Source organism: Streptomyces sp. NPDC058086 (genome assembly GCF_042885015.1).
GTDB lineage: Bacteria > Actinomycetota > Actinomycetes > Streptomycetales > Streptomycetaceae > Streptomyces.
Genome location: NZ_JBHVST010000029.1, coordinates 28,008 through 46,616 on the forward strand (window position 1 = coordinate 28,008; position 18,609 = coordinate 46,616).

The window sequence follows — 18,609 nt, forward strand, 5'->3', positions numbered from 1 at the left end:
AGAGAACCATAGAAAAAGAACAGGACACCCCCATGGCATCGCAACTGACCGGCACCGTCGCGCTCGTCACCGGCGCGAGCAGCGGTATCGGCGCGGCCACCGCCCGTCGGCTCACCGAGGACGGCGCCTCCGTCGCCCTCGTGGCCCGCCGCAAGGGCCGTCTGGACGACGTCGCCGCCGAGATCGAGAAGGCGGGCGGCACCGCCCTGGTGGTGGAAGCCGACATCACCGACCGCTCCCAGGCCGAGGCCGCAGTCCAGCAGGCTGTCGAGCACTTCGGGCGCCTCGACACCCTGGTCAACAACGCCGGCCTGATGCTCCTGGGACCCGTCGTCGGCGCGGACGTCGACGAGTGGGAGCGCATGCTCGCCGTCAACGTCCAGGGCCTGCTCCACACCACCCATGCCGCCCTCCCGCACCTGCTCAAGGCCGCCGAGGACGGCCCCCGCAAGGTCGCCGACATCGTCAACGTCAGCTCGATCGCCGGCCGCGTCGCCTGGAACGGCTACGGCGTCTACAACCTCACCAAGTTCGGCGTGAACGGCTTCACCGAGTCCCTGCGCCAGGAGGTCACCCAGCGGCACGTCCGCGTCGGCGTCCTGGAGCCGGGCGGCGTGGACACCGAACTGGGCTCGCACAACGACCACAAGCCCGAGATCCGCGAAGCGATCGGCACCTTCTACGAGCAGACCGAGGTCCTCTCCCCCGAGGACATCGCCGACGGCGTCGCCTACATGGTCACCAGGCCCCGTCACGCTTCCATCGGCGAACTGTGGATCATGCCCACCGACCAAGCCTGACCACGACCGGTCGCGTCGGCCCCCGTCCACTCCCCTCTCCCATCCACCGTCCGGACATCCACCGCCCGGACATCCACCTCCGGGACAAACACCGCCCGCACATCTACCGCCCGGCCGGCCGCCGGGTCGGACACCACGCGTCATCACCGCACAACACCGGGTGCCGGACCACGGCACCTGAAAGGAACCCCTCATGAGCAAGGTCATTCTCGTCACCGGCGCCGGACGCGGTCTGGGCACGGACATCGCCCGCGAGGCCCTCGCCGCCGGCCACCAGGTCGTCGCCACCGGCCGCCGCCCCGAAGAGGTCGAGAAGACCCTCGGCGGCCCCCAGGGCAACCTGCTCGCCACCAAACTCGACGTCACCAGCCTGGACGACGCCGAAGCCGCCGCGCAGGCCGCCGTCGACCGCTTCGGCCGCATAGACGTCCTGGTCAACAACGCCGGCAATTTCTTCGCCGGCTACTTCGAGGAGATCGCGCCCGCGCAGATGCGCCAGCAGATCGAGACCAACCTCTTCGGCCCGATGAACGTCACCCGCGCTGTCCTGCCCGTCCTGCGCAAGCAGCGCGCCGGCCACATCATCACGCTCTCCTCCTCCGCCGGTCTGATCGGCCAGGAGTTCTGCGTCGCGTACGCCGCCTCCAAGTTCGGCGTGGAGGGCTGGATGGAATCCCTGCGCTACGACGTCGAGCCCTACGGCATCCACACCACGGTCGTGGAGCCCGGCTTCTTCCGCACCGAGCTGCTCGTGGACGCCTCGACCACCTGGCCCGAGCCGACCATCGACGACTACGCCGAGCGCACCACCGCCACCGTCGCGGCCTGGAAGAACATGAACGGCCGGCAGACCGGTGACCCCGCCAAGCTCGCCCGCGCCCTGCTCACCATCGCCGACCAGGACAAGCCGCTGCTGCGTTTCGTCGCCGGCGCGGACGCCATCGAAGGCGTCGAGGCCAAGGCCAGGGAACTCCTCGCCCAGGCCCAGGCATCCCGCGAACTGGGCGGCAACCTGGCGTACGACGACACCCCGCAGTAGGGGGACGGACCCGGATTCAGGACCAGTCGATCGGGCCGGTGCCGGCGATGACGGACTGTGGTCCGCTGTGGCCGCTGAAGTTGGTTGCCGTATAGCAGGGATCGGCGGCGTTGACGCGAATGTCCTTCAGCCTCTTGGCGTACTGAGTGGTCAACATGGTGAGGTGGTGCTCTGGGACCGCGAGTAAGAGTGGGTCGAAATGCGGCCGCGCGACCGTTACGCCCTGACCGTCGAGATCCCCGCGCCCGATCTGCCCGTCGACTCCGCCTCGGTCGAGGAGCTGCGCCGAGATGCCCGCGCAATTCCCCCAGGACGGCATCCGCGTGGAGCCGGTGGCCGCCGGGATCGCACTCCGCCGTCGGCGGAACGATTCGGGCGGTCGCTTCACACTGTCACCGACATTCCCCACAACGTAGCGAGTACATTTCGACGGCGTTTCCGGCGGCGGGCCGAACTTGGGATTTGGTCAAGAATGGGATTCAACCCTTGTCGCCCGTCGGAACACCGACACACCATGTGCCGAACATGACGACGCCTATCAGCAGGAGGCCCGGGTGTCCGCTGGTCTGTCCAAAATCGAGGTGGACACCACCACACTCGCGGCGGAGTCCGAGCGGAACAAACTCCGCAAACACTTCGGCCGCTTCGACATCCTGTTCTTCCTGGTCTGCACCCTCGTCGGCCTCGACACCATCGGTACGGTGGCCGCCTCCGGAGCGGAGGCGTTCACCTGGCTGATCGTGCTGGCCGTCATCTTCTTCGTGCCCTCCGCACTGCTCACCGCGGAACTGGGCACGGCCTTCGCGGAGGAAGGCGGCCCGTACATCTGGACCAGCAGGGCCTTCGGGCGGCTGGCCGGAGCGGTCAACAACTTCCTCTACTGGGTGACCAATCCGGTCTGGCTCGGCGGCACTCTCTCCGTCTCGGCGGTCGCCGCGTTCACCACCTTCTTCAATGACGGCAAGGATCTGAGCACCCCCGCCTTCTACACCTTCACCCTGATATTCATCTGGGTGGGTGTGCTCGCGGCGATCCTCTCCTTCGATGTCGGCAAGTGGATCCCCACCGCCGGGGCGTGGTCCCGTTTCGTGCTGCTCGGCCTGTTCACCCTCACCGTGGTCATCTACGCCTTCAAGCACGGCCTGCACGGTTTCGGCTTCGGCGACTTCTCCCCGACGTATGCCGGCTTCGTCGGCCTGGTCCCGGTCCTGATGTTCAACTACGTCGGCTTCGAATTGCCCAACACCGCGGGCGACGAGATGACCGACGCGCAGAAGGACATCCCGTACGGCATCTTCCGCGCCGCCGGGCTCGGCGTACTGCTGTACGGCCTGCCGATTCTCGGCATCCTGCTGGTCCTCCCGGTCAAGGCCATCACCGGTCTCGGCGGCTTCCTCGATGCCATCCGCCAGGTTTTCACCGTCTACGGCGGCCACGTCGCCTCCGACGGCACGGTCACCCTCAGCGGGGCCGGGACCGTGCTCGGTGATCTGGCCGCGGTGATGTTCATCCTGACTGTGCTCTCCTCGGGCGTCACCTGGATCATGGGCTCGGACCGTGCGCTGGCTGTCTCCGGATACGACGGCGCCGCGCCCCGCGCCCTGGGTGTGATCTCCGAGCGGTTCGGCACGCCGGTCCGGGTCAACCTGCTCAGCGGAGTGCTCTCCACCGGCGTGCTGATCCTCGCCCACCAGCTCACCGGTGGTGACGCGGGCAAGCTCTTCGGCGCCGTGCTCGGGCTCGCCGTCTCCACGACGCTCATCAGCTACCTCGGCATCTTCCCGGCGCTGCCGGTGCTCCGCCGCAAGTACCCGCAGGTGGAGCGTGCCTACCGGGCACCCGCTGCCTGGCCGATCACGATCGTGCTGACGCTGCTGATCCTGTTCGCCTCGGTGCAACTGCTGGTCCCGGGCGCGCCCTTCGACTGGTTCAGTTCGGACTTCCGACCGGACGGCTGGAGCTACAGCGAACGCTGGACCTACCTGCTGACGGAGGCGGTGCCGCTGGCCGTCTTCATCGTCACAGGCGTGATCTTCTGGGCACTCGGCGCACCGACCCGCGCCAAAACCAAGAAGACGGGCGCCGCAGGAGTGACCCAGGGTTGAGCGCCGGCTCACCGACGCGGCCGTGATCTCGTTCCAGCGTCAGTGGCAGACCGTGGCGTGGTGCTGGTGGCGGCGTCGCCACCAGCACCTATGCAGGGCGACGTCCCGGTCACGACCGGCACCGCTGCCCGCCGCCCGCCGCCCAGACGAGCCGAGCCCGGCCAGTGGCCAAGGTCGGAGGCCGCGCTCGCCGTGGTGAACCGCGACCTGATGGCAACCCTGCCGCTGAAGGCTGTTACCAGGGCGAAGGCGAAACGGGCTCGGCCGGCCCACCGGTGTGGTGGTGTCGTGACAGTCGGGACGGCGCACCCCACGACATCGCCCTGGTGAGCGAGTTGGCCGCAACCTTGCCTGGGAAGCAGCGTCGCGCGCTGTGGCGCAGCGAGCGGCCTCTGCCCAGCGATCCTCGATCCACAGGTGGGTGGTGGGTGGCGAGCCTGCTGCGCAGACCGTCCGCCCCGGCCCTACGGCGGCCCGAGGCTGAGGCACCGTCTTCCGCTTCCGCTGCCGCCAACGGCCCGGCGAGCAGTTCCCGGAGCTTGAGCGCGGTCTTGTCCTCGGCGGCCACGAAGTGGACTGAGCGTCGACTCTGACGATCGGCAGACGTTTCGAACCTCGTGGAACCGACCCGTAGTCCGTCCCGTCGGCCGCCAGACTGGCGGGCCAATGAAGCCACGGCTTGACTGCGTTGCCAATCGGGCTCGACACCAACTCATCGAGCCTCGGGCTCGTCCGAGGAGACCGCGGAGACCTCAGCGCAGGTCAAAGCCGACTCGCACAAGGAGAACCTCGTGAAAGTAGCGCGATCGGCGCTGATGCGGCGTGCCCTCGTCCTGTTGAGTGCTCTGGGAGGAGTGATCGCCCTGGGTGCCAGTCCGGCGCAAGCGGCGGACAAGTGCGTGAACCTTGGCAACGGGAGGCTGTGCGTGGCCATCACGCCCGTCAACGCCCAGGGAGCCATACAGGTGATCTATGAGAAGACAGGAGGAGCGCCGATCTACGGACATCTGGCCTGGCAGGTGCCGGGCGGAGATGATTTCGTGTCGCCGGATATCTCCATGACCGCCGGGCACACCTACTACCACACCTGGCCGACTTGGGTCGGTCCTGGTTACGTGGAAGGCGCCTTGTGGTCAGACCGGTACGGGCGTCTCAGCACCGGCTATGTGAAGGTGAACTGACGGCTGTTGAGGGCCGGGTGCACCGGCCCTCAGCCGTCTTGACGCGCCAGCTGTCGGCCGAACCGCTGGGCGGGGGCGGACACCTCCAGCGAGTGGCTCTGCTCGGACGGTTGACCGGCAACGAACCGCAACACTCTGTGTGACTTCGCAGTACCGCGCCTGTCCGTGTCAGCACCTACCCTGGACGCATGATCAATGGTGGGCACATCATCATCTACAGCCATGATGCGGAAGCGGACCGGGTCTTCTTCAGGGATGTTCTGGAGTATCCGCATGTCGACGCGGGAGGTGGCTGGCTGATCTTCAAGCTTCCGCCGACCGAGATCGCCATGCATCCCACGGACGGCCCGGAGACACAGGAGCTCTATCTGATGTGCGACGACGTTGACGCAACCGTGAAGAGCCTGGCCGCGAAGGGAGTGGAGTTCACGCAGCCGGTCACCGACGCGCGCTGGGGGCGGCTGACCAGGTTCCGTCTGCCGGGTGGCGGCGAGGTGGGCTTGTACGAGCCCCGCCATGATCGGGCGACCGACCTGTGAGGAATCCCGGCACTCGGGATTCGTTCCCGAACTCACTAACGAGCAGTACGCACGGATCGACTCGGCCGCCGTCGCACTCGACGGCCGGGTGAGCGAGGACCGCACCGGAGCCAACGGCCCCACCAGGAAAGAGACTTGACGGCCTTCGTCCGCGACCCGACGTCATCGAGCCGGCGATCGCCACCCTGGTCTCCGAGGAAGGCCACTGGATCACCGCCCAGAAACATCGAGGCTTCCGACGGACAGAACCTCTGAAGCCACAAGGTGGCACACGGCACCACGAGGCGGGATGTGTCCGTGACGGATGGCTTGAGGTACTCACGCGAACCCCGAGTGGGTCCGCGTCCAGGACGGCAGGGCGACCATGGGAGTGATGCCGCACGCCTTGGAGCGCCATGACGTCATCCATGCCGAAATCCTTGGCCAAGAGAGCCACTTGGGGGGCGGCGAGTCTTTCGCGACGGGGAGTCGGTCAGCGCCCTACGTCAGATGCCCTGCCGATCGTCACTGTGGCTGGCGCAGTCCGGCGATGAGGAGGCCGACCAGTCGGCGTGCGTCGTAGCGCGGATCACTGTCCGCACCGACGCAGAGGTTACCCACGCCTCGCATCAGCTCAAGGCCCTCAAGGCCGGTGCGGATCTCGCCGCGATCGGCCGCGGCGTCGAGCAGCTCGTCGCACACGGGCACTAGCCGGTCGAGGAAGTAGGCGTGCAGCGTGTCGAATCCGGCATTGTCGGGCTGCAGCACGGCAGCCAGTCCGTGCTTGGTGACCAGGAAGTCGACGAAGAGGTCGATCCACTGTCCCAGCGCGGTGTAAGGAGTGGCGCAGCTCGCCAGCAGGGCCGGACCGGCCTCGGCGCAGGCGTCGACCTGGTGACGGTAGACCGCGATGATGAGATCCGCCCGTGTCGGGAAGTGCCGGTAGATCGTACCCATCCCGACACCGGCCTTGGCCGCGATGTCGCGTACCGGCGCCTCTACGCCCGAGGTGACGAAGACTGCGGCGGCCGCATCCAGCAAGGTCTGTCGATTGCGCCGAGCATCCTTACGCTTGGATCCCGCTGCACTTTCCGCGCCCTGACCGCTGTCGTTCACCGCGGCGATCCTTCCATGAGACTTGCGAAGCGGAGCACTGCTCCGCAATATCTGCGGAGCAAGGTTCCGTTTCGTGCATTGTCGCAGACCCGGGACCAGCGCCCAAGCCGTCTGCCGCCAACACGCTCCGCCCGGACGAAAGACACGCATACGTCGGCACCAGACGTCGACATGGCCACGCGTGAGAGCTGTAGGTGGAGGGATCGGTGAACCAGCGCTCTTCGGTTCGGTAGGCCCGTCGGCCGGCGCCCCTCCACTGTTTCGGAAGGCGTCACCCTGCCCCGCCCCGAGCGACACGCGTACAGCAAGCACCGCCGACACAGCCAAGCCTGCTCCAAGCTGGTCTGCCCGGTAGAAGCAGACGGGCTTCGGCCCATGGCTCGGAAAGGGAACAGAACACCCTCTCTTGGCCTCGCCCCGCAGCGTCGGCCAGACCGAAGCCGGCTCGCTGCGACACGAGCGAGGCGGGCTGGCGGTAGGACCAGCCCAAAGATCACGACACGTACCCTTGCGCACATGGTTGAGCATCGAATGGTTGACGTGAACGGCGTTCGGCTGCACATCGCCGAGCAAGGCGGCGGCCCCCTGGTAGTTCTCCTGCACGGCTTCCCCGAGTCATGGCACTCCTGGCACCACCAGTTCGGTCCTCTGACCGATGCGGGCTTCCGAGTGGTCGCCCCCGACCAGCGTGGATACGGACGTAGCGACCATCCCGACGACGTCGACGCATACACCATCCTCCATCTGGTCGGCGACGTCGTCGGACTGATCCAGGCCCTGGGCGAGGAGAAGGCGTACGTCGTCGGGCACGACTGGGGCGCGCCGGTCGCCTGGCACACCGCGCTGCTGCGACCGGACATGGTGCTCGGGGTGGCCGGCCTGAGCGTGCCGCCCCCGTTCCGGGGGACGGAGCCTCCGCTGGCCGCCATGGAGAAGAGGTTCGAAGGCCGCTTCTACTGGAACTACTTCAACCGCCCCGGTGTCGCCGACGCCGAGTTCGCCAAGGACACCCGCACCGCGTTGCGGAAGTTCTTCTATTCGGCCTCCGGCGACGCTCCGGGCGCCCTCGAGACCAAGCAGCCGCTGGTCGACCCCGAGCGGGGTTGGCTTGCCGCCATGCCGGACCCCGAGGTACTGCCGGAGTGGTTCACCGAGGACGATCTCGACGCGCTCACCGAGAGTTTCTCCAAGGGCTTCACCGGGGCGCTCAACTGGTACCGCAACCTCGACCGCAACTGGGAGCTGACCGCTCCCTGGCACGGCGCCGTCGTCAGCCGGCCCGCCCTGTACATCTACGGCGACCGCGACTTGGTCCCGGCGTTCCCCGGCACTCCCGAACTCATCGAACGTCTTCCCGACCTCATGCCCAACCTCTGGCGCGAGCCCCTCGAACTGACCGGCTGCGGACACTGGACTCAGCAGGAACGCCCGGCCGAGGTGAACGCGGCGCTCATCGAATTCCTCAAGGCCTGCGCCTGAGCCCGGCCTGCCGAATCGCCGAACCCGCCAGGCTCTGACCTGCCTCGTGAAACGGCGTCACGCCTGCGACGGTGAGGAGAGCGGCAGTTTCGGGATGAGGGCCGTTGAGTACCCAGTCCAGTGGGGACCACCCTGCGCCGCGATCTTCTCGGAGATTCGGATCGGCGCCGTGCGCCAACAGGTCGCGCACTGTCTCGGTGTGCTGGTTCGCGAGCGGCGAGGTTGGCGACCGGGCGCGTGGCGGGGCCAGTGATATCCACTCGTTGCGGCCGCGACCATCACGGTTGCCGCGTAGCGGACCGCAAGCTTGATAATCCCCTTGGGGAGTCGGCACGGGCCACGGGAGGATGGTCGCGTCACCAGCCGCATGAGGGGAACGGTGGATGAGACGAAACCGGCTTGGGAAGAGCAAGGTGCAGGTCACGGAACTTGGCTTCGGCGGCGGACCACTCGGGGGACTCTTCGCGCCGCTGGACGACAAGACCGCCGCGGGAGCCCTTGAGGCAGCCTGGGACAGCGGGATCCGCTACTTCGACACCTCTCCGCATTACGGCATCGGACACTCCGAGCGCCGCACCGGTGGTCTGTTGCGCGACAAGCCGCGTGAGGAGGTGACGCTGTCGACGAAGGTCGGCCGGCTGCTGGTCCCTCAGGACCCGGCGGGCCGGATGGACGAGAGTTTCATGGTGCCCGCCACACACCGTCGAGTGTGGGACTTCACGAGGGACGGTGTTCTGCGCAGCGTGGAGGACTCGCTCGAGCGGATAGGCGTCGACCGTATCGACGTGCTGTTCCTGCACGACGCGGAGCAGCATTTCGAGGATGCGTTGCGCGAGGGCTGTCCGGCCCTCGCCGAACTGCGTGCCCAGGGGGTGGTGGGTGCGATCGGCGCGGGGATGTACCACCCCGGCAAACTGACCCGGCTGGTCGAGGAGTCGGACGTCGATGTCGTCATGCTCTCCGGCCGCTACACGCTTCTGGACCAGAGCGCCCTCGACGAACTGCTGCCCGCCTGCACGGACCGCGGGGTCTCGGTACTCGCGGCGTCGATCTTCAACTCCGGGCTGCTCGCCACGGCCCGACCCGCCGAGGGTGCCACCTTCGACTACGCGCCCGCCGCGCCGTGGATGCTGAAGCGCGCGCATCGCATCGCCGATGTCTGCGAAACACACGGTGTGACGCTCCCGGAGCTGGCGATGGCCTTTCCACTCCGTCACCCAGCCGTCTCGGGCATCGTGGTCGGCATGCGTACCGCCGACGAAGTACGCCGCAACATGGCGGCGTTCGGCGCGGAGATCCCGGCTCAGGTCTGGGACGATCTGCGAAGCGAAGGTCTCTTGGACGAGCGGGCACCAGTGCGCGCCTGACGATCACCCGAACGATGGTTCGCCGACCACCCCTTAGGCCCTGTCCGGCGTGTCTTCTTGGCCCAGCAATCCGCGTCCGAACGGTGTGACTTGCTGCAGGGCCCGTAGTGGCGACCGCGGTGGGAGGCGTACGCCTCATCGCCGCCGGGGTGGTCCGGCCGGGTGCGGGGCGCCCGCCGCCGAGCCGACCGACGCGAACGCGTTCCAGGACGGGTGTCTGGTGAGCCCGGCAGGAGGTGGAGTCCACGCTCACCATCACCATCGACCAGTCAATAGGGCCTTCCGCGTCAGCGGCCGCGAGGACGGCCGCGAAGAGCTTGTCCCCCGTGCGCTGCCGATGCAGGACCCCGTTGATGATCCTGCGATGTGGAGTCCGACGCGAAAGACTGTGGCGGTGTTCCCGTAGCGGGCGGCGGCAGCAGCCAATCCCCCGCCATCCACGTCACCGAACACCCCACCACCAGCATCGGCACCCACCCGGCAGACAGCTCAGCCGATGCCCCGCTCGCGGCCCTCCCAATACGGCTCCCGCAACTTGTACTTCTGCAGCTTGCCGGTCGTCGTACGCGCCAACTCCTCCCGGAACTCAACCGAAGTCGGCGCCTTGAATCCGGCAAGACGCTCCTTGCAGAACTGGATCAGCTCGTCCTGCGTCACCTGCGCGCCGGGAGCGAGAACCACCAGCGCCTTCACGGTCTCGCCCCACTTCTCGTCAGGCACCCCGATGACCGCGACCTCGGCAACCGCCGGATGGCTGAAGAGCACGTCCTCCACCTCGATCGACGACACGTTCTCCCCGCCCGTGATGATCACGTCCTTCTTGCGGTCACTGATCGTCAGATGGCCGTACTCGCCGATCGACCCCCCGTCCCCGGTGTGGAACCATCCCTCGGACAGCGCCCGCGTACTCTCCTCCGGCTGCTCCCAATACCCCTCCAGAACCACATTCGAGCGCGCGAGAACCTCACCGTCGGCGTCCGTCCTGAGCGTCACGCCCAGCGCGGGAGCACCGGCCCGCACCAGCTTCTCCGCCCGCTCCGCAGCGCCGAGGTCGTCCCACTCGGAGCGGGCACGGTTGACGGTCAGCAGCGGCGAGGTCTCGGTCAGGCCGTAGATCTGAATGAACTCCCAGCCCAGCTCCGACTCCACGCGAGCGACCGTCTGGGTCGGCGGCGGAGCGCCCGCAACGATGATCCGCACCCGATCACGGCCGGGGATCTCTCCCTCCCAGGACTCGGCGGCCGCCAGCACCGCCCCCACGACCGCAGGCGCCGCGCACATCACCGTCACACCGTGCTCGGCCACCCGGCGCAGGATCTCGGCCCCGTCCACCTTGCGCAGCACGATCTGTCGCACACCCAGGGCCGACATCGCGAACGGCATGCCCCACCCGTTGGCATGGAACATCGGCAACGTGTGCAGATACACGTCCCGGTCCGTCACCCCGGCGTGCAACGCGAAGGTGACCGCGTTCACCCAGATGTTGCGATGGGTGATCTGCACCCCCTTGGGCCGGGCCGTCGTACCACTGGTGTAGTTGATGGTCGCGGTGGCGTTCTCGTCCGGCTCCCAGGCCTGCGGGGCGGTGCCGAAGCGGTACAGCTCGGCGTCGGCGGCGGCCCCGAGCGTGAAACGGTGCCTGCAGCTGACACCGGCCAGACGCTCCGTCAACTCCGGATCGACAAGGAGCACATCGGCCCCGGAGTGACCGACGATGTAGCTCACCTCGTCCGCCGTCAGGCGGAAGTTGACCGGGACCAGCACCCGCCCGTGACCGCTGACGCCGAAGAACGACGTCAGAAGCCGCGCACTGTTCGGCGAGACCACCGCCACCCGAGCGCCCAGCGGCACACCCAGCGCATCCAGCCCGGCAGCCTGAGCCCGCGCCAACTCCCCCACCCGCCCGTACGTCAGCCCCTCCCAGACCTCGGCCGGTTGGTCCGGTTCGTCGACCACACCCACCCGGTCGGCATACACAGTGACGGCACGGTCCAGAAAATCACGGACCCCGAACGGGACGATCATCACAGCCTCCGAAGCTTGAACGACACAGAGCCTCTATCCCGCCACGCCCTCGCGTATCCCGACAAGCCATCAGACACCCTGCAAACAACTCAGCACCACCAGACCTCGCGAGACCCGGCCAGCCGAGGTTCTACTGCCGGACGGTCGCCGTGGCAGTGAAGCCGCAGCACTCGAAAGTACGTACCGGCGCTCCGGATGTCCGCTTGACGCGCACCCCGTCGAGCACCGCCTGAGTGTCGGCCGAAGCGGCGACCACGGCGACGCCCCCGACACCGCCTTCGATCCGGTCGTTGCGGACCGTGAACGGACCGTTGCCTGCGAGCCGGTCGTCCCGCACGACCGTGCCCGGTGTGCTTGCCACGATGCCCGCATGCTGGGTCTCGCTGAAGAAATCGGGGCCGCAGTCCGGATCTGGTTCCCGGCAGTCGTTGCCGCTGACGGTGCTCCGGGGGACGCGCCCGACCGCGCCTGACACGAACCCGATCCCGTCGGTCGGCCGACGCGGGTGCCCGGTGACGGCGCTGTCGACGATCGTGGCGCTCGACCCCTCGTTGAGGACGGTGACGCCCGAACCCTGGTAGTCCGAGATCTCGGTGTCGTGGATCGACACCGATCCCGTTCCGGTGGGGAGATCCCCCACGAAGACGGCGACCGCGCTGTGCGGGCAGGGCGCCGGGGGTGTGTGGGTGATGTGGGTGATGTGGGTGACGCGGGCGTGACCGAGGTCGAGCCGGGCACCCCCCAGCACTCGGACACCGGAGCCGAGTGCGCCGTCGCCGCACGTCCCGGAGCCCGGCCCGCTGACCGCGAGTTGTGACAGCGCGGCGGACGCGCCGTTGTGGATCTCGACGATCGACGTACCGCCGTCCTCGCCGGCGACCAGCGTCCGCGGAGCCAGGATCGTCGTCTTGCGGGCCCCTGAGCCGGTCATCGACACATTCTTGTCGATCACCACCTGCTCCCGGTAGACGCCGGGCCGGACGTGGATCCGGTCGCCGGGCTGGGCGGCATCGACCGCTGCCTGGAGCGTGGGGTAGTTCATGGGGACCACCAGCTCGTGCGACAGGTTCGCTTCGGCCGACATCGGCACCAATGGCCAGACGGTCGCGATGACAGCGCACGGGCCCAGACGTGCGGCCGTTCTGATACGTGGGATTGCGATTTTGCCTCCGCTCTCGTGCGGTACTCCATGGGGCCGCGGCATGACCGTGGCCCGCCTGCCGACTGCGCACGCAACGTATCCACGGTTTGGAGTGCGGGAACTCAGGGACACCTGATCGCGAGCCTGCTTCCCTCTGACGGACGACCGGCAGACTCGGCCGCGGGGCTGACGTGATCGAGATGGTCCGGTCCCCGTTGTGATCTGCCGCTATCGTGCCGGCGTGACTGGTTCTCCGCGGCGTCCGCTGCTGTTTCTCGATGTCGACGGACCGCTCATCCCGTTCGGCGCGGCACCCGAGCAGTATCCGGCCCATGCGACACGCCTCGAACCGCTCGATGCGGGTGCGAATCCGCTCTTGGCCCGTCTCGATCCCGCGCACGGGCCGCGGCTGGCGGCGCTCCCGTGCGAGGTGGTCTGGGCCACGACATGGATGGGCGACGCGAACGAGTGCATCGCCCCGCTCCTTGGTCTGCCGCAGCTGGCCGTGGTGTTCTGGCCGGAACCGTCCGACATCGATGATCAGGACGAGTGGAACGGACTGCACTGGAAGACCCGCACCCTTGTCGAGTGGGCGGCGGGGCGCCCCTTCGTCTGGGTCGACGACGAGATCACCGACACCGATCGGGCCTGGGTCGCCGCTCACCACCCGGCGAACGCCCTGCTCCACCGGGTCGATCCCCGACAGGGTCTGACCGCTCACGACTACTCGATTCTCGACTCCTGGCTGAAACAGCTGTTCTGACTCCCTGTCCCCTTGAGGCAGTCGTCGCATTCCCGGCGTCTTTCAAGTACACCTCCCACTACGCCGCGGCGGCTCCGTAAGCGAGCCGACCGATGGGCAACGGCCCCGCATCCGTGCCCTGTTGGCCAAATACCTGGCAGCCGGGGCAGGCCCGAATTGCGGCCTCCTCGCCGAACGTGACCCGCATCACGTGCCTGAAGTGCATAGCGAGGTCCTCACCAACGTCTTTCTCCAGGTGTACGAAGCTGGCAAGTGCGGGGACGGTGCGGATGGAACAGGCTCAGGCCGAGAGTTTCGACGGGTTCGTTGCGGCCCGTTGGTCGGCGTTGTTCCACCTCGCCCGGCTGCTCTGCGGAGGTGACCGGCACCGCGCCGAGGACCTGCTCCAGGAGGCTTTGGTCAAGCTCTGGTTCGTCTGGCCGAAGGTCGCGGACGAGGCGCCCGAGGCGTACGTACGCAAGATCCTGGCACGCGCAGCCGCCCGTTCCGCCCGCCGGCGGTGGTGGGGCGAGCGGCCCGTGGAGCAGTTGCCCGACCTGGCGCAGACCGGGGACGAGTCCGCTGCCGTGGTGGAACGGTCGCGGCTGGAGGCTGCCCTCGCCCAGCTGCCGGCCCGGCAGCGGGCCGCCGTGGTACTGCGCTACTACCAGGACCTGCCCGAGAAACAGGTCGCGGAAGTACTGGGATGCCCGCTGGGCACCGCCCGGTCCCACGCGTCACGCGGTGTGGCGCGACTGCGTCAGATCCTGGGCGATGTCATCGAGCCGGTGGGGTGAAGGGAAGCATGGATCACTTCGAGCGGGAGTTGGCGCGGATGATGCGCGACGCCCAGGAGTACACCCCTTTTGAGCCCGCACACCAATACCGGCTCAGGACGGGAGTGCTCGTCCGCCGCCGGGTCCGCGCGGCGCAGAAGGCCGTGGGCTCCGTACTGGTGGCCGCCGGGCTCGGCCTCGGCCTGTTCCTGCTGCCGCAAGCACCGGACCGCGACCAGCCCCAGGCCCCTGTGCCGCGGCCCTCAACCGGCTCCTCCTCCCCGACCACCACCCCGTCCCCGACCCAACCCTCCAGCGCAAGCTCCACCGAATCGGCCCCCACCACGCCCACGACGCCGATCACGTCAGGGAGCTCGACGGAGAGTTCGAGCTCGGTAGCCACGGCTCCCTCCGGGACCGCGACCGCCAGTCCACCGGCCACCATCCCGGCCACGCCGAGCGGAAGCATCACGCCGTCGTCGCCACCGACGACGACACTCCAGCCCTCCTCGTTCAACAGCGCGACCGGCACCGGTTAGCCACGCTCGCTCGCCGCCGAGCCGCACCACCGTCCTGACCACTCCCCCACTGAACTTCCGCACCGCGCCTTATTCCTCGCTGCTACTCCGCCGGCCCTACTCCCTCGTCGCAGCTCCGCCGTGAGCACCTTCGGCATGCCCTGCGACAGCACAGAAACCTGGATGAACCATGACCAAGACCGTACGGTCCGCCCCGATGAACCTTGCGACGGGACTGCCCATGGACCGACTGCCGCTCCGGCTGCCGCTGCCGGCGGACCACCCGGAACCCGTACTTGACGTGGTCGTCCCCGTGTTCAACGAGGAGACGGATCTGGAGCCGAGCGTGCGGCGGCTGCACGCGCACCTGCGCGAGACGTTCCCGTACCCGTTCCGCATCACCGTCGCCGACAACGCCAGCACCGACGACACCCCGCGGATCGCGGCCCGGCTGGCCGCCGAACTGCCGGAGGCCGAGTGGATACGGCTGGCCGAGAAGGGGCGCGGCCGAGCCCTGCGTGTCGCCTGGTCGCGCTCGCACGCCCCGGTGCTGGCCTACCTGGACGTGGACCTGTCCACCGAACTGAACGCGCTGCTCCCGCTGGTCGCCCCGCTGATCTCCGGCCACTCCGACATAGCCATCGGCACCCGCCTGGCCCGTGGCTCCCGGGTGATACGCGGGCCCAAACGGGAGATCATCTCCCGTTGCTACAACGTCCTGCTGCGTTCCACCCTCGCCGTCGGCTTCTCCGACGCGCAGTGCGGCTTCAAAGCGGTCCGGCGCGACGTCGCCGAGCGGCTGCTGCCCCTGGTGGAGGACTCGGAGTGGTTCTTCGACACCGAACTGCTGGTGATCGCCGAGCGGGCCGGGCTACGCATCCACGAGGTGCCCGTCGACTGGGTGGACGACCCCGACAGCCGGGTCGATCTGGTCTCTACGGCCGTGGCCGACCTGCGCGGCATCGTCCGGATCGGCAGGGCGCTCGCCCGTGGCACGCTCCCGACGGCGGGGCTGCGGCGCGCCACCGGAGGTAATCCCCCGGGCCCACTGGCCGCCCAGTTGCTGCGCTTCGGTGCCATCGGCGTGGTGAGCACGGTCGGGTACGTCCTCCTCTACTCGGCCCTGCGCCCGGTGGCGGGGCCGCAGGGCGCCAACGCGTGGGCGCTGCTCGTCTGCGCCGTCGCGAACACGGCCGCGAACCGGCGGCTCACCTTCGGGCTGCGCGGGCGGGGCGGCGCGCTGCGCCACCAGGCCAAGGGCCTGGCGGTCTTCGGCCTCGGCCTGGCGCTCACCAGCGGCTCGCTCGCCGCGCTGCACCGCTGGGTGCCGGGGCCCGCGCGGCCCACGGAAGTCGCGGTACTCGTCGTCGCCAATCTGGTCGCGACACTGCTGCGCTTTCTGCTCCTGCGGGCCTGGGTGTTCACCGCCGCCCCCCGCGGCAAAGGAACAGGAGCCGAACCTCGATGAACGAGCCGAGCCTCGCGAACGCTGCGTCGTACGAGGGCAACGGGCCCCACGTCGAGGGCCGTTCGCCCGCCACGCAACCGCCGTACGACACCAGCCCGCCCCCGACCCCGTCTCCCTCCCTCACCTCCCTCACCTCCGCCGCCCGCCAACGGTGGGCGCGACTGTGCCGGGCGGCCGAGCACCACGGTCCGGTGCTCGCGCTGTACGGTGCGCTGAAGCTCATCGGCCTCTGCGTCTTCATGTACCTGCTGGACTCCTCCGGAGACTTCCGCAAGAAGCACCCCCGCTTCGGCGGCGGCGCCCACGCCTGGGACGTCCTGGCCACCTGGGACGGCTGGTGGTACCAGCAGATCGCCGCGCACGGCTACCACCCCGCGCTCGTCCCGGTACCCGGTGCGGGCGGCCTGATCACCATCGAGGGCAACTCCGCGGCGTTCTTCCCGCTGTACCCGGCCCTGATGCGGCTGGTCTCCTCCTGCACCGGCCTGGGTCTGTTCGGCGCCGGCCTGCTGGTCTCGGTCGCCGCCTCGTTCGTCGCCGCCCTGGCGATCCACGCCGTCACCGCACGGATCGGCGGTCGGCGGGCCGGGCTGGCCGCAGCCGGCCTCTGGGCGGTGTGGCCCGGATCCGGCATGGAGTGGTCGGGCTACTCGGAGTCCCTCTACGTCGCCCTCGCAGCCTGGGCCTGTTACGCCGTCATGCGCCACCACTGGCTCACCGCCGGCATCCTGACCTGCGCCACGGGTCTCACCCGTCCGACGGCCACCGCGCTGATCGCGGCGCTCACCGTCGCGGCGCTGCTGGCCATACACCGGCAACGGCGGGAGGTCCGCCGCTGGGGAGACGCCCCCGGCCCGGACGGGACGAGGCACCGGGTCACGGCGCTGCGCCCACTGGCCGCCGTGGCGATCGCCCCTCTCGGCCTGTTCGGCTACCTCGGCTGGGTGGGACACCGGATGGGCGACTACAACGGGTACTTCAAACTCCAGGAAGGCGCCTGGGCCCACACGTTCGACTACGGAAAACACACCCTCGACGTGTTCACATCCCTCCCGGTGGGCCACTTCGACTACCTCTTCGCCTACCCCTACGAAGACCTCATCGGCGTCGGCACGGTCCTGCTGGCCCTGATCCTCCTGCCCCTGCTGCTCCGGCTCCGCCCGCCCGCGGTCCTCGTCGTCCACACCCTCCTGACGATCGCGCTCGTCCTGGGAAGCCAGCAGATCTTCGGCAACATCTCCCGCTACCTTCTCCCGGCCTTCCCCCTGTTCATCCCATGCGCCGTCGCCATGCGCCGGCTCAGCACGCCGGTGCTGTGCACCGTCCTCGGAATCGCCGCGCTCGCTTCCGGCTCCTACGCGGGGTACGCCCTGTTCGAACTCGGCGTTCCCTAACCGCCGTTCCTACGGCCCCCGGCGGAGATCCGGACCAAGCCCGTTGAAGCAAGGCGCGCACCGAAACGGCCGACACCGGCGCAGGGCATCACGAAGGCGTCGCACCAGTCCCGGCCGATGTCGAGCCCGTCGCGGCTGGACCGGTAGCGGGCGGCGACCTCCAGGCCCGGGAGATGCTCAGGCAGTGTGGGCAGCATGCTCTGCTGGAGTGCCGCGGCGAGCTCGACGCGGGCCTGCTGCAATCGGATGCGTCTGAGTGCCTGGTCTGCCAGGTCGGCCAGAGTACTCATGAGGGCACGTTCGTCCGGGGGCGAGTGGTGCTCGCTGTCGTAGATCACCGCCCAGGCCCCGAGCGGCTGGTCGCCGACCGGACCGAGGGGGCGACACCGCCCCCGCCCCCGGATCAGCGCTCCGAACGCACCGGGTGCTTGCTCATGATCGAGACCCGGTTGAACGCGTTGATGGTGATCGCCACCCAGATCACCGCGGAGATCTGGTCGTCGGTGAGGGTGTCACGGGCGGCCGCCCAGGCGGCCTCCTGCGCGGCGGCGTCGGTCGGCTCGGTCGTAGCCTCCGCCAGCGCGAGAGCCGCGCGTTCCGCGGGAGTGAACAGCTCGGTGTCCCGCCAGGCGGCCAGTACTCCGAGGCGCTGCGCCGTCTCGCCCGCATGCAGGGCGGCCCGGGTGTGCACGTTGAGGCAGTAGGCACAGCCGTTGATCTGCGACACGCGGAGGTTGATCAGCTCCACCACGGTCCGGTCGAGTCCCGCGTCGGCGGCAGTCGCGCGCACCGCTTCCGACGTCTGGACCAGCGCGTGGTACGCCTTCGGGCTCTGCTTGTCGATGAAGATCCGCCGCGTCGCGGATCCTGTCGCGTGGCTGCTCAACCCCGGACTCCGTCCTACTCTGCTCCGAGTATCGTTGTTGAATATGAAACTATC

17 protein-coding genes and 3 pseudogenes are annotated in these 18,609 nt (G+C 68.7%); 12 read left to right on the forward strand and 8 right to left on the reverse strand.

From position 1 onward, the window contains the following. Window positions 1-32 precede the first annotated feature (32 nt). Together ACFVWD_RS23240 and ACFVWD_RS23245 are read left to right on the forward strand one after the other, a co-directional pair. Window positions 33-800 carry an SDR family NAD(P)-dependent oxidoreductase gene (locus tag ACFVWD_RS23240; protein ID WP_389598599.1) on the forward strand — a complete coding sequence of 256 codons (768 nt, stop codon included), beginning with the start codon at window positions 33-35 and terminating at the stop codon, window positions 798-800. 193 nt (window positions 801-993) lie between these two features. Further along, window positions 994-1,839, forward strand: coding sequence for an SDR family oxidoreductase (locus ACFVWD_RS23245; RefSeq protein ID WP_389598601.1), 846 nt, complete (start codon window positions 994-996; stop codon window positions 1,837-1,839). A 28-nt stretch (window positions 1,840-1,867) separates the two neighbouring features. Here ACFVWD_RS23245 and ACFVWD_RS23250 read toward each other — a convergent pair. Then, a pseudogene (locus ACFVWD_RS23250) lies at window positions 1,868-2,002 on the reverse strand (short-chain dehydrogenase); the annotation flags it as partial. Window positions 2,003-2,393: 391 nt separating this feature from the next. On the opposite strand from ACFVWD_RS23250, the gene ACFVWD_RS23255 reads away from it, so the two are divergent. The 3 genes from ACFVWD_RS23255 to ACFVWD_RS23265 all read left to right on the forward strand — a co-directional run bounded on the left by ACFVWD_RS23255 (window position 2,394) and on the right by ACFVWD_RS23265 (window position 5,664). Continuing rightward, on the forward strand, window positions 2,394-3,944 hold the full coding sequence (locus tag ACFVWD_RS23255) for an APC family permease (RefSeq protein WP_389598603.1): 1,551 nt from the start codon (window positions 2,394-2,396) through the stop codon (window positions 3,942-3,944). 791 nt (window positions 3,945-4,735) lie between these two features. Beyond that, window positions 4,736-5,125: a hypothetical protein gene (locus ACFVWD_RS23260; RefSeq protein ID WP_133257612.1), complete on the forward strand. Its 390-nt coding sequence runs from the start codon at window positions 4,736-4,738 to the stop codon at window positions 5,123-5,125. Between the two features lie 188 nt (window positions 5,126-5,313). Next, complete coding sequence (locus ACFVWD_RS23265; protein WP_389598604.1) at window positions 5,314-5,664, forward strand: VOC family protein; 351 nt, start codon at window positions 5,314-5,316, stop codon at window positions 5,662-5,664. Between the two features lie 504 nt (window positions 5,665-6,168). Here ACFVWD_RS23265 and ACFVWD_RS23270 read toward each other — a convergent pair. Continuing rightward, window positions 6,169-6,759, reverse strand: coding sequence for a TetR/AcrR family transcriptional regulator (locus ACFVWD_RS23270; RefSeq protein WP_389598606.1), 591 nt, complete (start codon window positions 6,757-6,759; stop codon window positions 6,169-6,171). 516 nt (window positions 6,760-7,275) lie between these two features. On the opposite strand from ACFVWD_RS23270, the gene ACFVWD_RS23275 reads away from it, so the two are divergent. Beyond that, window positions 7,276-8,238, forward strand: coding sequence for an alpha/beta fold hydrolase (locus ACFVWD_RS23275; protein WP_389598607.1), 963 nt, complete (start codon window positions 7,276-7,278; stop codon window positions 8,236-8,238). On the opposite strand, the pseudogene ACFVWD_RS23280 reads toward ACFVWD_RS23275, so the two are convergent. Continuing rightward, window positions 8,222-8,440, reverse strand: a pseudogene (locus ACFVWD_RS23280) (hypothetical protein); the annotation flags it as partial. The gene ACFVWD_RS23275 and the pseudogene ACFVWD_RS23280 overlap by 17 nt on opposite strands. A gap of 181 nt (window positions 8,441-8,621) precedes the next feature. On the opposite strand from ACFVWD_RS23280, the gene ACFVWD_RS23285 reads away from it, so the two are divergent. Next, entirely contained in the window at window positions 8,622-9,605 is a 984-nt protein-coding gene (locus tag ACFVWD_RS23285) for an aldo/keto reductase (protein WP_389598609.1), read from the forward strand. A gap of 104 nt (window positions 9,606-9,709) precedes the next feature. Here the strand turns inward: ACFVWD_RS23285 and ACFVWD_RS23290 are convergent. From ACFVWD_RS23290 to ACFVWD_RS23300, 3 genes and pseudogenes are all read right to left on the reverse strand, one after another. Then, window positions 9,710-9,972: pseudogene (locus tag ACFVWD_RS23290) on the reverse strand (hypothetical protein); the annotation flags it as partial. A gap of 122 nt (window positions 9,973-10,094) precedes the next feature. Next, a complete protein-coding gene (locus ACFVWD_RS23295; protein ID WP_389598611.1) occupies window positions 10,095-11,630 on the reverse strand; it encodes an AMP-binding protein in 1,536 nt (511 codons plus the stop codon). A 130-nt stretch (window positions 11,631-11,760) separates the two neighbouring features. After that, window positions 11,761-12,714, reverse strand: coding sequence for a hypothetical protein (locus tag ACFVWD_RS23300; protein ID WP_389598613.1), 954 nt, complete (start codon window positions 12,712-12,714; stop codon window positions 11,761-11,763). Between the two features lie 298 nt (window positions 12,715-13,012). On the opposite strand from ACFVWD_RS23300, the gene ACFVWD_RS23305 reads away from it, so the two are divergent. The 5 genes from ACFVWD_RS23305 (at window position 13,013) to ACFVWD_RS23325 (ending at window position 17,669) form a co-directional block, all read left to right on the forward strand. Next, window positions 13,013-13,534: an HAD domain-containing protein gene (locus tag ACFVWD_RS23305; protein ID WP_389598615.1), complete on the forward strand. Its 522-nt coding sequence runs from the start codon at window positions 13,013-13,015 to the stop codon at window positions 13,532-13,534. A 269-nt stretch (window positions 13,535-13,803) separates the two neighbouring features. Next, entirely contained in the window at window positions 13,804-14,310 is a 507-nt protein-coding gene (locus ACFVWD_RS23310; RefSeq protein ID WP_389598617.1) for a SigE family RNA polymerase sigma factor, read from the forward strand. Window positions 14,311-14,318: 8 nt separating this feature from the next. Beyond that, window positions 14,319-14,828 carry a hypothetical protein gene (locus ACFVWD_RS23315; RefSeq protein WP_389598619.1) on the forward strand — a complete coding sequence of 170 codons (510 nt, stop codon included), beginning with the start codon at window positions 14,319-14,321 and terminating at the stop codon, window positions 14,826-14,828. Window positions 14,829-15,048: 220 nt separating this feature from the next. Continuing rightward, a complete protein-coding gene (locus tag ACFVWD_RS23320) occupies window positions 15,049-16,275 on the forward strand; it encodes a glycosyltransferase (protein WP_389598716.1) in 1,227 nt (408 codons plus the stop codon). After that, a complete protein-coding gene (locus ACFVWD_RS23325; RefSeq protein WP_389598621.1) occupies window positions 16,272-17,669 on the forward strand; it encodes a hypothetical protein in 1,398 nt (465 codons plus the stop codon). Before ACFVWD_RS23320 ends, ACFVWD_RS23325 begins: the two co-directional genes overlap by 4 nt. On the opposite strand, the gene ACFVWD_RS23330 is transcribed toward ACFVWD_RS23325, so the two are convergent. Together ACFVWD_RS23330 and ACFVWD_RS23335 are read right to left on the reverse strand one after the other, a co-directional pair. Then, complete coding sequence (locus ACFVWD_RS23330; RefSeq protein ID WP_389598622.1) at window positions 17,666-17,959, reverse strand: hypothetical protein; 294 nt, start codon at window positions 17,957-17,959, stop codon at window positions 17,666-17,668. The two genes, ACFVWD_RS23325 and ACFVWD_RS23330, sit on opposite strands and share 4 nt — an antisense overlap. 113 nt (window positions 17,960-18,072) lie before the next feature. After that, on the reverse strand, window positions 18,073-18,555 hold the full coding sequence (locus tag ACFVWD_RS23335) for a carboxymuconolactone decarboxylase family protein (protein ID WP_389598624.1): 483 nt from the start codon (window positions 18,553-18,555) through the stop codon (window positions 18,073-18,075). Window positions 18,556-18,609 lie beyond the last annotated feature (54 nt).

Coding starts and splice junctions, on each gene's coding strand:
- ACFVWD_RS23275 (WP_389598607.1), top strand. CDS start 7,276: ATGGTTGAGCATCGAATGGTTGACGTGAACGGCGTTCGGCTGCACATC.
- ACFVWD_RS23320 (WP_389598716.1), top strand. CDS start 15,049: ATGGACCGACTGCCGCTCCGGCTGCCGCTGCCGGCGGACCACCCGGAA.
- ACFVWD_RS23330 (WP_389598622.1), bottom strand. CDS start 17,959: ATGAGTACTCTGGCCGACCTGGCAGACCAGGCACTCAGACGCATCCGA.
- ACFVWD_RS23240 (WP_389598599.1), top strand. CDS start 33: ATGGCATCGCAACTGACCGGCACCGTCGCGCTCGTCACCGGCGCGAGC.
- ACFVWD_RS23315 (WP_389598619.1), top strand. CDS start 14,319: ATGGATCACTTCGAGCGGGAGTTGGCGCGGATGATGCGCGACGCCCAG.
- ACFVWD_RS23285 (WP_389598609.1), top strand. CDS start 8,622: ATGAGACGAAACCGGCTTGGGAAGAGCAAGGTGCAGGTCACGGAACTT.
- ACFVWD_RS23295 (WP_389598611.1), bottom strand. CDS start 11,630: ATGATCGTCCCGTTCGGGGTCCGTGATTTTCTGGACCGTGCCGTCACT.
- ACFVWD_RS23310 (WP_389598617.1), top strand. CDS start 13,804: ATGGAACAGGCTCAGGCCGAGAGTTTCGACGGGTTCGTTGCGGCCCGT.
- ACFVWD_RS23245 (WP_389598601.1), top strand. CDS start 994: ATGAGCAAGGTCATTCTCGTCACCGGCGCCGGACGCGGTCTGGGCACG.
- ACFVWD_RS23265 (WP_389598604.1), top strand. CDS start 5,314: ATGATCAATGGTGGGCACATCATCATCTACAGCCATGATGCGGAAGCG.
- ACFVWD_RS23300 (WP_389598613.1), bottom strand. CDS start 12,714: ATGTCGGCCGAAGCGAACCTGTCGCACGAGCTGGTGGTCCCCATGAAC.
- ACFVWD_RS23325 (WP_389598621.1), top strand. CDS start 16,272: ATGAACGAGCCGAGCCTCGCGAACGCTGCGTCGTACGAGGGCAACGGG.